Annotated in this window: 13 protein-coding genes; 3 read left to right on the top strand and 10 right to left on the bottom strand. The window is 37.5% G+C overall.

Going from position 1 to position 13,444, the window contains the following annotated elements; translation table 11 throughout:
- Positions 1 to 42: 42 nt before the first annotated feature.
- From ACNFU2_RS10430 to thrA, 6 genes are read right to left on the bottom strand one after another with little or no spacing between them, the layout of a single operon-like run.
- Entirely contained in the window at positions 43 to 558 is a 516-nt protein-coding gene (locus tag ACNFU2_RS10430; protein WP_273649350.1) for an RDD family protein, read from the bottom strand.
- A gap of 34 nt (positions 559 to 592) precedes the next feature.
- The gene (locus ACNFU2_RS10425) at positions 593 to 1,957 is read right to left on the bottom strand and encodes a DUF4403 family protein (RefSeq protein WP_273649348.1); all 1,365 of its coding nucleotides are present in this window, start codon (positions 1,955 to 1,957) and stop codon (positions 593 to 595) included.
- A 33-nt stretch (positions 1,958 to 1,990) separates the two neighbouring features.
- Positions 1,991 to 2,359 (bottom strand): dihydroneopterin aldolase, encoded by a 369-nt coding sequence (gene folB / locus ACNFU2_RS10420; protein ID WP_172280361.1) that lies wholly within the window; start codon positions 2,357 to 2,359, stop codon positions 1,991 to 1,993.
- A 5-nt stretch (positions 2,360 to 2,364) separates the two neighbouring features.
- On the bottom strand, positions 2,365 to 3,669 hold the full coding sequence (gene thrC / locus ACNFU2_RS10415) for a threonine synthase (protein WP_172280360.1): 1,305 nt from the start codon (positions 3,667 to 3,669) through the stop codon (positions 2,365 to 2,367).
- 11 nt (positions 3,670 to 3,680) lie between these two features.
- Positions 3,681 to 4,610 (bottom strand): homoserine kinase, encoded by a 930-nt coding sequence (locus ACNFU2_RS10410; RefSeq protein ID WP_172280358.1) that lies wholly within the window; start codon positions 4,608 to 4,610, stop codon positions 3,681 to 3,683.
- A gap of 10 nt (positions 4,611 to 4,620) precedes the next feature.
- Entirely contained in the window at positions 4,621 to 7,065 is a 2,445-nt protein-coding gene (thrA, locus tag ACNFU2_RS10405; protein ID WP_273649344.1) for a bifunctional aspartate kinase/homoserine dehydrogenase I, read from the bottom strand.
- A 526-nt stretch (positions 7,066 to 7,591) separates the two neighbouring features.
- Between thrA and ACNFU2_RS10400 the strand changes: the two genes are divergently transcribed.
- Both ACNFU2_RS10400 and ACNFU2_RS10395 read left to right on the top strand, forming a co-directional pair.
- Positions 7,592 to 7,759 carry a bacteriocin-like protein gene (locus ACNFU2_RS10400; RefSeq protein WP_172280353.1) on the top strand — a complete coding sequence of 56 codons (168 nt, stop codon included), beginning with the start codon at positions 7,592 to 7,594 and terminating at the stop codon, positions 7,757 to 7,759.
- A 41-nt stretch (positions 7,760 to 7,800) separates the two neighbouring features.
- On the top strand, positions 7,801 to 7,995 hold the full coding sequence (locus ACNFU2_RS10395) for a hypothetical protein (protein WP_273649341.1): 195 nt from the start codon (positions 7,801 to 7,803) through the stop codon (positions 7,993 to 7,995).
- Between the two features lie 230 nt (positions 7,996 to 8,225).
- On the opposite strand, the gene nadA is transcribed toward ACNFU2_RS10395, so the two are convergent.
- The 3 genes from nadA to ACNFU2_RS10380 all read right to left on the bottom strand — a co-directional run bounded on the left by nadA (position 8,226) and on the right by ACNFU2_RS10380 (position 10,835).
- Positions 8,226 to 9,245 (bottom strand): quinolinate synthase NadA, encoded by a 1,020-nt coding sequence (nadA, locus tag ACNFU2_RS10390; protein ID WP_172280344.1) that lies wholly within the window; start codon positions 9,243 to 9,245, stop codon positions 8,226 to 8,228.
- A gap of 99 nt (positions 9,246 to 9,344) precedes the next feature.
- Positions 9,345 to 9,908, bottom strand: a complete 564-nt coding sequence (gmk, locus tag ACNFU2_RS10385; protein WP_172280342.1) for a guanylate kinase — start codon at positions 9,906 to 9,908, stop codon at positions 9,345 to 9,347.
- A 69-nt stretch (positions 9,909 to 9,977) separates the two neighbouring features.
- On the bottom strand, positions 9,978 to 10,835 hold the full coding sequence (locus tag ACNFU2_RS10380) for a YicC family protein (protein WP_172280340.1): 858 nt from the start codon (positions 10,833 to 10,835) through the stop codon (positions 9,978 to 9,980).
- A gap of 92 nt (positions 10,836 to 10,927) precedes the next feature.
- On the opposite strand from ACNFU2_RS10380, the gene miaA reads away from it, so the two are divergent.
- Positions 10,928 to 11,842, top strand: a complete 915-nt coding sequence (miaA, locus tag ACNFU2_RS10375; RefSeq protein WP_418124833.1) for a tRNA (adenosine(37)-N6)-dimethylallyltransferase MiaA — start codon at positions 10,928 to 10,930, stop codon at positions 11,840 to 11,842.
- A gap of 184 nt (positions 11,843 to 12,026) precedes the next feature.
- On the opposite strand, the gene ACNFU2_RS10370 is transcribed toward miaA, so the two are convergent.
- Positions 12,027 to 13,439 (bottom strand): efflux transporter outer membrane subunit, encoded by a 1,413-nt coding sequence (locus ACNFU2_RS10370; protein WP_172280336.1) that lies wholly within the window; start codon positions 13,437 to 13,439, stop codon positions 12,027 to 12,029.
- Between the last annotated feature and the right edge of the window lie 5 nt (positions 13,440 to 13,444).

Here is a 13,444-nt window from a genome sequence, read left to right as displayed (position 1 = left end):
GGTGTGCAAATATAAAAATTTTTCTGACTTAATCAAAGTTTTTTAGATATTTTCTTTAGTTCCCAACGTGTTTATATCGCTTTTTAACTGTAACTCAGCTTCATAATTTTTCTTTACAACAACGCAGGTTTCACTCCATTTATCATGGAATCCACTTTTATCTGCTAAAAAAGATAACTGATCTACGAAAGGGATTCCTCGGATGATATTTCTAAGGAGATAATTACCTGCACCGGGAGAGGTTCCGTCTATCATGACCACCTTTGTTCCGGTGATCAGTTTCCCTAAGCTTCTTCCCTGGGTGATCAGCTCTGTGAAGAACATCATCAGAAGGTAAGCGGATAAGGTGATCAGCCGGTCCAGTAAAGGATTCATATTTTCCATTCTATAACCTATTTCTTCTACGGTATTTCCTGTAATAAATGCATAGGCAATTCCCAATACACCTAATAATATAAGGATCAGAATATAACTGAAAATAAGGTCAATAATATAATTCGCAAGTCTGAGGCCTTGCGACGCTCTGTGTCTGTCAACAATCTGTAAGTATTTTCTCATGGTAATAGTTTAGTTTTTGGTGTTGTTTTTTTATTTAAATGCCATTGATAATGAGTTTTAAAGAAGCGTTAGTATCAATGACTGCAGTAATTCCTGATGTACCGAGAAGGATCTGGCCTGGCTTCAGATTAAAAACCCTTCCATTCATCTTTAGCCCTTTATAATATTCTTTATTAAAAGCTTCTTCAATACTTTTCTTTGAAGTATCCACCAGTTCCTGTGTTGGGATACCATATTCTTCTTCTATCATTCTTACGATTTTTCCCTGAAATAGAAGGCTTGCTGTTTTTTGGAGGATATTCATTGTCTTCAGCTTAAACTTAGTATCGGACAGTACAATTTTTTTCCTGGCATCATCATAAACAGGAATGCCCGAAATAAATGCAGTTCCTTTTATATACCCTTCGGTCTGAGCTTCGATCATAATTCTGTTCTCAATGCCGTATACCCTGATATCGGTAATTTTTACTTTAGAATCGCGAACATCATATTCTTTTCCTAGGAACATTTTTCTGGCAATATTAGACGCTTCGGTAAAAGGAACATTGGCTGTTGTCTGAAGCGAAAACTGGTCTCCAAGTACAGGGGTGAAATTGAAGTTAGCTGCCGTTTTAATAGGAGCTGAAGATGCCGGTTTACTTCCGGTAAAGGTTTCGGAGTAAATGTCAATTCCGATATTGGCATCAATCTGATTTCCATAGAATTTCAATGGAGTAATATTTACATTTACAGGGGTTACTTTCAGCCATGTGTTGTATTCCTCCGAAATGTTAAAAGGCTGCGCGAAAACATTCCAGGCCATCACTGCATATTGCTGGAAATTAAGCTGGGTACCCATTTGCTGATCTATTGTTTTGCAAAATTTCAGTTGTTGCTCTTTCAGGCTTTTTTCAACAAGTGCGGTAATCGGGATCTGTACTTTTCCATAATTAAGAACCGGTTTGGTAACCCATTTGAATCCCATAGGCTGCGTATTGGTAACAATAGTCCAGTTATTTTTGAAATTAAGGGAGGTGTTGAAATACATTACCGTTTCAAATGTAGTATTCTGGTAAGTATAAAGTCCCAGGGTACCAATCCCTTTCTCTGCCCATATTTTCAGAGGAACTTCAATTAAAAGGTTTTGATTCGTTCCCCCTACAAGTCGTATAGGCCGGGTTTTCCATACTTTTACCTTAAACTGGTCATTGTTGTTATCCGTGTAGGAATCATCCTGATAAATCAATTCTTTTACTGAAGAATTGATGATATTACCAATTTCAGCAAGCGGAATGGTAACCGGCATGGTAATGCTGGATTTTATCTTTGGAAAATTATAATCAGCCAGTTGGTTGTCAACTTTAGCCTGGCCAAAAATATTGATACAAAGCAGTAATAATATAATTTTAATGGATTTCAATTCTTTAAATTTTAGAGAGTGAAATTAATGATTTTAATTATTTGGATTAAAACTTTTTTCCAGTTCAATACTTGCACCTTTCATTTCTCCCTGCATAGGAGGAGCTGTTTTGGTGATTTTAAGCTTGATATAAGAAACCTCAGGAAAGTTTTGATTAATTTTTGAAATAATTCTTCCGGCCACATGTTCCAGAAGTTTTGATTTAACTTTCATTTCCTCAAGGATAATATCATTGATATCCGCATAGCTGATGGTATCATTCAGATCATCTGATTCTGCAGCTTTCCAGAGATCGGTATGGATCTCTAGATTTAAAATGTAGTACGTACCGATGATGTTTTCTTCAGGTAAAACACCATGGTACGCATATATTTTCACATCTTCCAAAAAGATCTTGCTCATAAAATTCAGTTTTTGTTCAGCAAAAATCGTTTTAATTCTTGAAAATCTGAATTAATTTCAACGGTTTTTTTATCCTTTTTCATTAAGTCCGCTAATGATTCCGGAATATCAATTTTTTGTGCAATGGCTTTTTCCACAGCATCGGGGAATTTTACAGGGTGAGCTGTCTCCAGGATAAAACCTTTCTTTTCAGGATTTTGCTTCAGATAGTTTTCTAAAGAAGTATAGGCAACTGCTCCATGGGGCTCGAGAAGATATGCATGATGTTTCCAGACTTCCCTGATGGTTGCTAAAGTTTCTTCGTCATTTACGGAATATCCGGAAATAACATGATTGAGATCTTCAAATTGGTGCTGGAACATTTCAAGAATACGGATGAAATTACTGGGATTTCCGACATCCATTGCATTGGAAAGGGTTGCTACTGTTTCTTTAGGTTCAAAGATTTGTGTTTTTAAATAATGGGGCACTACATCATTGGCGTTACATGCAGCGATAAAATGGTCTGCAGGAAGTCCTCTCATGTAAGTCATCAATCCGGCGCAGATGTTTCCGAAATTTCCGCTAGGAACACAAATGACAGGATTTTCTCTTTCAGTTTTTTGCCACTGTTTTAAAGCCAGCAGATAATAGATCTGTTGAGGTAACCATCTAGCAATATTAATGGAATTGGCTGAAGTAAGGAATAATTTATTATTGATTTCCGGATCTGAAAATGCCTGTTTTACAAGGCTCTGGCAGTCATCGAAATTTCCATTTACTTCTAAAGCAGTAATGTTTCCTCCTAAGGCTGTCAATTGTTTTTCCTGAACAGGACTTACTCTTTCTTTCGGATACAAAATAACCACATCGATTCCATCCACATTATAAAAACCATGGGCAACAGCCCCTCCGGTATCCCCGGATGTAGCAACCAGGACTGTTACTTTTTTCTGTCCTCCTTTTAAGAAGTAAGATAAGCAGCGGCTCATAAACCTTGCTCCTACATCTTTGAAGGCGAGGGTAGGACCGTGGAACAATTCGAGTACGGATATGCTATCCGTAATTTTTTTTAAAGGAATGTCAAAAGAAATTGTTTCCGAAATAATTTGTCGCAATTCATTTTCCGGAATTTCCTCATCTACAAAGTCTTTCATGCATTGAAAAGCAATCTCTTCATCTGAAAACCGGTTCAGATTCTGAATAAAATAGGTATCGAACAACGGAATGTTTTCCGGAAAAAACAGCCCTTTTTCTTTTCCCTGCCCTTTAATTGAAGCGGTTTTAAAACTTACCTTTTCCTTTTTATCTTTTAAATTGTAATAGTTCATCTTTCTGTTTTTTAGTTATTCTGTTCTTCTATGATGATCCCGGTAGAATTAATATCCGATACATACACCATGCTATTGATGTTGATGTGATCATAAACCGATTTCATCATCATGGCAATATCCCCGGCCGTTTTTTTCTTTTTCGTTAACATGAAAACAGAAGGCCCTGATCCTGAAATTCCTCCCCCCAGTGCCCCCATTTCCAGGCTTTTTCTTTTAATGGTATCAAATTCCGGAATCAAAATGCTTCGAACCGGTTCTACAATAACATCATTCAGGCTTCTCCCAATCAGGGACAGGTCATTTTTCTCAATACCGGCAATGAGTCCGGCAATATTTCCCCATTGCGTTATGGCATCTTTCAGCTGAATATTTTTTTTAAGGATCTGTCTTGCGTCAGATGTTTTTACTTCAACCTGCGGATGCACAGCGGCAATGAACAAACCAGGAGTATTCAGGGAAATAATATCAATAGGATCTGAGGATTTCACAAGGGTGATCCCTCCATAAATACACGGAGCAATATTGTCCGCATGCCGTACTCCGGAAGCGAGCTCTTCTCCAAACATCGCAAAATGAATTGTTTCTTCCCTGGACAAAATATTTCCTATCAGGATATTTGCCGCAAAAGCGGCACCTGCAGCACTGGCAGCACTGGAACCGAGGCCGCTGCCGGGCTTGATGTGTTTATGAATAATGACTTCAAATCCGTTCTTCAGGTGAAGATGTTCCTGCATTTTCATAAGGACAACTCCTGCTACATTTTTTGAAGCTTCTTCCGGAAGATTGAAGCCATCGGTATGGCGGACAATAATATCTGGTGTTTCCAATAGTCTTACTTCCATTTCATCATATGGCTCATTGATTGCCATGCCCAGAATATCAAAACCACAAACGAGATTAGCGACGGTTGCCGGGACTTTAATTTTTATACTTTTCATAGATTTTTTTTTAAACGGAACGTACAATATCTGCAAAAACACCACTTGCTGTAACTTCAGCACCGGCGCCGGCGCCTTTTACAACCAGGGGTTGCTCGGAATATCTTAAAGTTTTGAAAATAACAATGTTGTCTTTTCCATACAGATGAAACAAATCACTGTCGGGCGCTATATGCTGTAATCCAACTTTTGCTTTCCCATTGTCAAACTCTGCGACATATTTTAAAATTTTTCCGTCCTTTTTAGCCTGGTCAAATAGATTTTTAAAATGATCCTCATATTTTACAAGCACGGTATAAAAACTTTCTACATCACCCTGCATGCATTCTTCCGGTAAAAAACTAATGTTCTCAATTTCATTAAACTGCAGAGGAAAACCGGCTTCGCGTGCAAGTATTAAAATTTTTCTTGCCACATCAGTTCCGGCAAGGTCCAGTCTCGGGTCGGGTTCAGTAAATCCTTCTTTCTGGGCACGGGCAACAACTTCTGAAAATGATTGGGTTCCATCGTACTCATTAAAGACAAAATTCAAAGTACCGCTTAACACGGCCTTAATGGAAGTGATAGCGTCGCCGCTTCTCACCAGATCATTTATAGTTCCGATAATAGGAAGTCCTGCCCCTACATTGGTTTCAAAGAAAAATCTACAATTGTGGTTTTTAGCTAGGCTTTTCAGCTTTTTATAATTTTCAAAATCTGATGCGGCTGCTATTTTATTACAGGCTACAATGTTGACACTCTTTTTTAACAGGTTCTCATAAATTTCCGGGATCTCAGCATTGGCTGTAAGGTCTACAAAGACCGAGTTTCTAAGATTCCTCGTTACGATCTCCCTGCTAAATTGATGAGCAGAAGCTTTTTCTCCGTTTTCAAGCAGGTTGACATAATCATTTTCCGGAATTCCTTCATTCAAAAATACCATTTTCCGACTGTTGGAAAGACCGGCGATTCTCAGGTTAAGGGATAGATGATCTCTAAGGTATTTATTCTGGGCATACACCTGCTGTATAAGCTTAGTGCCTACATTTCCTGTTCCGCAGATGTAAAGATGTACCTGTTTGATTTCCGACTCAAAAAACTCTTCATGCAGAATGTTTACTGCTTTTTTTGTGTCATTTTCAGCAATTACGATGCTGATATTTTTTTCCGAAGAACCCTGTGCAATAGCCCTGATGTTTATCCCGTTATTTCCAAGACAGCTGAACATCTTGGCGCTTACACCGCTTCTGCTTTTCATATTTTCTCCTACAACCGCCACAATGGAAAGCCTGTTTTCAATTTTTACAGGTTCAATTCTCTGAAGTTTCAAATCATCTTCAAATGCAAGATTGATTGCGCTTTCCGCGTGAAAAAGCTCTTTTTCATCAATTGCAAGGGTGATTGAATGCTCAGAAGAACTTTGGGTGATTAGAATAACGTTTATTTTTTCGTGGCTTAAACACTGGAAAAGCTTGGCAGAGATTCCGGGAATTCCAACCATTCCGCTTCCTTCAAGAGTTAGAAGAGCAATATTATTCATATTGGAAATACCGACAGCTATTTGTTCCGGATCAGTATTCTGCAGATCATGAGAGATTAAAGTTCCGGAAGCATCCGCATTAAAAGTATTTTTGATACGAAGATCTATATTCTTTATCATGACCGGCTGAATGGTTGGCGGATAAAGTACTTTTGCTCCGAAATGGGATAATTCCATTGCTTCCTGATAAGTTATTTCAGGAATAACTTTTGCCTGGGATACAAGCCTGGGATCGGCTGTCATCATTCCGCTGACATCGGTCCATATCTGAAGCTCCTCAGCGTTAATGGCTGAAGCAATAATTGCAGCGGAGTAGTCTGAACCTCCTCTTCCCAGAGTTGTTCTGTTGCCATGTTCATCACTTGCTATAAAGCCTGGTGCTACGTAAATCTGCCTTGGATTGGTTTCGAAATAATGTCTGAGATTATTATTACTCACATTAAAATCAACTTTTGCCCGGGTATAATGGGTATTTGTTCTGATATAATCAGCTGAATTCATCCATACGGCGTCCAGCCCGGCAGATTCAAACCTAGCCGTAATGATATTTGAAGAGAGGAACTCGCCATAAGAAGCGATCTTATCTTTAATTCTGGGGGTAAATTCTCCCAAGGTGAATATCCCGTTACAAATATCTTCAATATCATTAAAGTGCTTTTTTACAAAACTTAGCCATGCACTTTGTGCTGAAATGGGAAGAAGGTCTTTTACAAGGTTTAGATGTTTTTCTTCAAGGATTTTAAGATGATGAGGGTAACTTTCATTAGCCTCGGAAGCTTGCTCTGCTGCCCTGATCAATAAATCTGTTACTCCATGTAATGCTGAAACTACAACGACAATTTGCTTAGCGGAAGATTCTTTTTTTATAATTTTTTCGACTTGCAGAACTGCCTGTGCATGGGCAACAGAAGTTCCGCCGAATTTTAAGACTTTCATTGTATATTTTTAAGGTTGGGAAAAATTGAAAATGTTACTCTTTAAAAAAAGAGTACGAGGTACCTGAAATAATATGTGAAAATCTACCCCGTTATGGGGTTGTAGTTGTAGTAGAAATAATAATGGATGATGCAACCGAAGTAGAGAACTCCGGATAAATAGTTACAGATATGTTTTGTACTGATTGCATCTTTGAAGTAACAAATGTAGAAGTTATTTTGGAGAATAAAAATTTTTAATCCAATTTAATGTAATTTTTTTTGACTCAAATTTTAGCAGATGTATTGTAATCCTTTGATAGACATAGCTAAATACGATTTTGCATTTCTTTTTTATGACCACCTTTAGACTGTTAGAATGATTGCTTTTATATGTACGGTCATTGGGAAATCACGAAAACAATAAAAATCTCTACACTTACTTATTGATCCTGTACAGATATTAAATACTGCTTTGTTTTGGATTTTATGATTCTCACTTTTATATCAAAAATTTAATCCGAATACAAATAACAAAACTTGAGTGTATGGAAAAGTTAAAGAAGCTCTCCAGAGAAGAGCAAAAAAAAGTGAATGGTGGATTTACCCAATTTCAGATTGATACTTGTGGCGGAGCAGCATATGTGTGTTTCAGACAAGGAGGCTGGGGTTGCTGGCGCACCCCTGGAGGAACCTGTTACCCACCCATGGTGTGATGATCTGACTTTTAGAATTTAAATTGATTAAAATATTCATTATGAAAAAATTATCACGAGTAAAATTAAAAATGATTAACGGAGGATCTTGCCCTGGTGGCTGTCCGGCGGGAAATACTTACGGTCCACCGGGGTCAGGAGTTGCCCATTCCTGTGCTGCCTATCAATTGTTATCACAGTGTTGTAAGAATGAGGCGTTTCTGAGTCCTGCATGCGCCGGACCAATTACAATGTAGCGTAAGAAAAGGTTATTCTAAATGAGTAACCTTTTTATTTTGTTTGCTTTTTGATTGAATAGAGAGGTCCGTTTGGTCCGGATCCGGAATCATGTGCTGTATTCAATGCAATGCCGGAATGCTGTAAAGCGAGATTAATAGAACTTCCCCAATGTTAATCCAGAGGTAAACACTTATTGTTTCGAATAAAAATAAATCAAAAAAAGCACTGTGATAACAGTGCTTTTTATTTATTTGATGCTTTTTGAAAGATCAAGCATGGCTTCAATTGGCTTTAAGGCCTTCAAACGAAGTTCTTCGTCGATAAGAATTTCCGGAAGTTCATATTTCATACACAAATAGAGCTTTTCCATAGTGTTTCGTTTCATATAGAAACATTCTGAACAGTTGCAGCTTTCATCGAAAACCAATGCCGGAATCAGTTCCTTATGAGGAGCACGTTTTTTCATTTCGTGCAGAATACCTTCTTCTGTAGCGATAATGAATTTCTGGCAGTCGTCTTTTTCTACATAGTTTAATAACGCAGAAGTAGAACCTATAAAGTGGGCTAATTTTAAAACAGCTTCTTCACTTTCAGGATGTGCAATTAGTTTTGCATCCGGATTATCGGCCAATTGCTGAGCAATTCTTTCCATTGAAAAGGCTTCGTGAACTATACAACTTCCATCCCAAAGGATCATATCGCGGCCTGTTTTTTTAGAAAGATATCTTCCAAGATTTTTATCTGGTGCAAAAATGATAGGTCGGTCTTTAGGTAAGGCCTCGATCACCGTTTCCGCATTGGAGCTGGTTACAATAATATCACTTTCTGCTTTCGTTTCTGCATTACAGTTGATATAAGTTGCGATCAAAGCATTTGGATGCTGTTCGCGCATTTTTCTCAATCCTTCACCACTACACCCGTCAGCCAATGAACATCCGGCCATTGTATCAGGAAGAACAACTTTTTTTGTAGGGTTAAGGATCTTAGCTGCCTCTGCCATAAAATGGACACCGCAGAATACAATCATATCTGCATTGGTTTCTTTAGCCTGTCTTGCCAGCTGCAAAGAGTCTCCCAGGAAATCTGCGATATCCTGAATTTCTCCCGGTTGGTAATAATGCGCTAAGATAACCGCATTTTTCTCTTCTTTAAGCTTAAGAATAGCTTTCACCAGCTCTTCTCCCTGAGGAATCGCTATATCTTTAATATCTAAAAATCCCCTTACAGGAATTGCAGATTTAGCTTTTTCTAATGTTTCGGTACTCATATCAACCTCAATTTTTTTAATTACCAGAAGCTAGAGGTTAGAAATCAGAAGTGTGATTTTGGGCATTAGTGCTCATTTCTTACTTTGATCTTCCAGCGATTAGTTGCTGATAAAACTTTTTATTAAACTTTCTATTTCTTTTTTTGCTTGATCCAGATCCGTATTGATGACAATTTTATCAAATTCTCCGGCGTAGGTCATTTCCTCTTCCGCCTTTTCTACACGGGTTTTAATGGTTTCTGCATCATCTGTATCTCTCGAGATCAATCTTCGTTCCAATTCTTCAATGGAAGGAGGTTCAATAAATATAGATAATGCTTTTTCTCCAAAATATTTTTTTAAGGAAATCCCTCCTTTAACATCGACATCAAAAATAACTACTTTACCTTGCTTCCAGATGTTTTCTACTTCAGATTTTAAAGTACCATAATATTTGTCTGTATATACTTCTTCATATTCTACAAAAGCTTCTTCACTGATTTTCTGTCTGAATTCATCAGGTGTCAGAAAATGATAATCTACAGCATGTACTTCACCTCCTCTCGGCTGTCTTGTTGTACAGGAGATGGAGAATTTAAGCTCCGGAAATACGGATAATGAATGTTTTACTAATGTTGTTTTCCCGCTCCCGGAAGGTGCTGAAAATATGATTACTTTTTCCATATAGTTGTCAGTTGCTGGTTGATAGTTAATAGGTTACTTTCAACTGTTAACTATCAACTGTCAACTATTTTATAATACATTTAACGTTTGTTCTTTAATCTTCTCCAGGTCATCCTTCATCATCACCACCAGCTTCTGAATTTCAGCATGGTTGGCTTTTGAACCTAATGTATTGATTTCCCTTCCGATCTCCTGAGAAATGAAACCTAATTTCTTCCCATTGAAATCTTCATTATCCATTACCTCTTTGTAATATTTTAAATGTTGGGAAAGTCTGACCTTTTCCTCAGAAATATCAAGTTTTTCCGTGAAATATGCCATTTCCTGATAGAAACGTGTTTCATCTACATTTTCAAATTCTTTCAGGGATTTTTGATAACGCTCCTTTACACTGTTGATTCTTACTTCCTCGTAAGGAACAACTTCAGATAAATATTTGTCGATATTCTGAATATTCTTTTCAAGTTCAAGGTGTAAGGTTTTTCCTTCTGCTTTTCTGAATTCTTCAAATCTGTCAATTGAACTGTTGACAATAGCAGCTAAATTTTCCCATTCACCTTCTGTTAGTTCGTCGGGTCTGGACGTGATGGCATCAGGAAGTCTTACCGCCATTTTAAGATATTCGAAATCTGGTCCGTCTGAGGCGATAGCACGAAGTTCATTGATGTAAGAGTCAATAAGATTTTTATTAATCTTTACATCGTTGGTTTCTTCAAGATTTTCCACAGAGATGTAGCAATCTACTTTTCCGCGGATAATTCTGTCGTTAAGGATTTTTCTGATTTCGAATTCTTTTTCTTTATAGCGCAACGGTATTTTGATATTTAAATCAAAGCTCTTGCTGTTCAGTGATTTAATATCTACGCATATTTTTTTTCCTTCAAAAACATCTTCGGCTCTACCGAAGCCAGTCATTGATAAAATCATAGTTTTTTATTGTCGTACAAAGATAAACATTTAAATTAGCACTGTGAAATCTATAAAGATTCCATCTGACGATAAAAAATGAAAGTGAACTGATGAAAAATTTGATTTCAGTAGTGGGACCCACCGGAATTGGAAAAACAAGACTGGCAATTGATCTGGCTAAGTATTTCAATACGGAAATCATTTCCTGTGACTCACGCCAGTTTTTTGCGGAAATGAAAATAGGTACCGCCTCTCCATCAGCAGAGGAACTTGCCGAAGCTCCTCATCATTTTATTGGAAATCTTTCGGTCAAAGAATATTACTCTATCGGGCAATATGAAGAAGACGCCTTACAAAAACTAAACGAACTTTTTAAGAAATACAATACCGTGATCCTTGTCGGAGGAAGCATGATGTATGAAAAAGCGGTCATCGAAGGACTGAACGACCTTCCTGAGGCCAATCCAGAAAATCAACAAAAATTACAGGATATTTTTGAGACGGAAGGCATTGAAAAACTACAGGAAATTTTAAAAGAACTTGATCCGGAATATTATTCAGTTGTTGATATTCATAATCATAGAAGACTCTTAAGAGCCATTGATATTATCTGGCAAACTGGCAGAAAGTATTCGGAACTGATATCTGTTTCTCAGGATTCCCGTGATTTTAATGTAATCAGGGTGGGAATTGAAGCTCCCAGGGAAGAATTGTATGAAAGGATTAACAGGAGAGTGGATATCATGATGGAGAAAGGTTTGCTGGATGAAGCTAAAGGGCTTGAAGAATTTAAACATCTTACTGCTTTGAATACGGTCGGTTATGCAGAATTGTTTACATATTTTGAAGGAACCTGGAGTCTTGATTTTGCTGTTGAAGAAATTAAGAAAAATAGCCGGAGATATGCGAAACGCCAATTGACCTGGTATCGAAAAGCGGATGATATTCATTATTTGCAGGTAGGGTATTCACAAAATGATTTCAATAACCTGATTGAATATATTAATCGGAAAGCTTTACAATAATTCTTTTTAGTCTTTAGTACTTGTTAAACTTAAAAAGTAATTTAGTTTAACTATGCTTTACGATTAAGAAACATCTCTTTGATTTTCTTTAGAAAACCATACCTACAGAATCTTTTTTCGCTTAAAGATTAAAAAAAGTGCGATCCCTAAAGACCGCACTATCAACAATATTAAATTTAATTGACTACTTCCATCCTCCACCTAAGGCTCTGTACAGATCGACAATACTGCTTAATCTTTGTCTTTTTACAGATGCCAGGTTTAATTCTGCCTGAAGAGAGTTGGCTTGCGCCGTAATCACTTCAAGATAATTAGCTAAACCTCCTTTATAAAGCATTTGAGCACTTTTAATACCATCCTTTAATGTAGTTACCTGCTCAGTTGCTTTTTGTTCCTGAACTTTTAAATTTTCATTGGAAACCAACGCATCGGAAACTTCTCCCATTGCATTTAAAACAGACTGACGGAATGCCAGTACATTTTTCTCCCTCTGAATTTTAGCAACCGCAAGATCGGTTTTCAACTGTCTTTTTTGAAAGATCGGCTGTGTAATTCCTCCCAAAACGGATCCGAATAATGAAGCCGGAATCTGAAACCAATTGTCAAATTTAAAAGAATTGATTCCGCCGTTTGCTGTAATCTTTAATGAAGGATACATGTTAGCTTGTGCAATTCCTACCATAGCGTTGGACTCCAGTAATACCAATTCCTGCTGGCGTACATCAGGGCGACGGCTTACCATTTTTGCCGGAAGTCCTGTGGAAAGATCCTGAGACAAAGATGTATCAGACATTTCGATCCCTCTGTTGACTTTATTGGGAGCTTCACCTATCAATATGCTCAATGCATTTTCCTGGATTGCAATATTTTGCTGCAATTGGGAAATTAAAAGCTCTGTAGACTGCTTCTGAGCGGTAGCCTGCTGAACTCCAAGAGACGTAGTGTCTCCACTTTCCCACATTTTTTCAGTGATTGATAATGTATTGGTGCTTAGTTCCAGGTTAGATTGTGCAATAGTCAGTTGCTTATCCAGCATAAGCAGGTTATAATACCCCTGAGCAATAGCTGCAACAACCTGGGTCTGGATTGCTTTGGTCGCTTCATAAGTTTGCAGATACTGCATTCTTGAAACTTCCTGCTGATTTTTTATTTTACCCCAGATATCCGCTTCCCATGAAAGGTTGAATGCTGCGTTATAATCCTCTACATGATTTTTTCCTATAAAAAGATTAAGACTCTGCCCGTTCATGCTGTTTTTTGATGGTCTTGAAATCTGTCCTGAGACAGCAAAACCTATATCCGGATATTGAAGGTATTTAGCCTGTAATAATTTTTCCTGTGATGATGCAACTTGTTTTAAAGCAATTTGCAGATCAAGGTTATTTGCAATTCCTTTTTCTATTAATCCCTGTAAAATAGGATCTTTAAAAAAATCTTTCCATTGTAAATTCGCTACACTGGCTGTATCAGCCGTTGCCGTAAAGCGAAAGTCTTCCGGAAGCTGTAAGTCCGGTTCCGTGTAAGCGACCTTAGTCACACACGAAACCGCTATTACAGCCAATATAAAAGTTAGAAAAATATTCTTTATTAATTTCATTGTTT

The organism is Chryseobacterium sp. PTM-20240506, assembly GCF_048296755.1.
Classification (GTDB): domain Bacteria; phylum Bacteroidota; class Bacteroidia; order Flavobacteriales; family Weeksellaceae; genus Chryseobacterium; species Chryseobacterium proteolyticum.
This window is presented reverse-complemented; position numbering and strand designations above follow the sequence as displayed.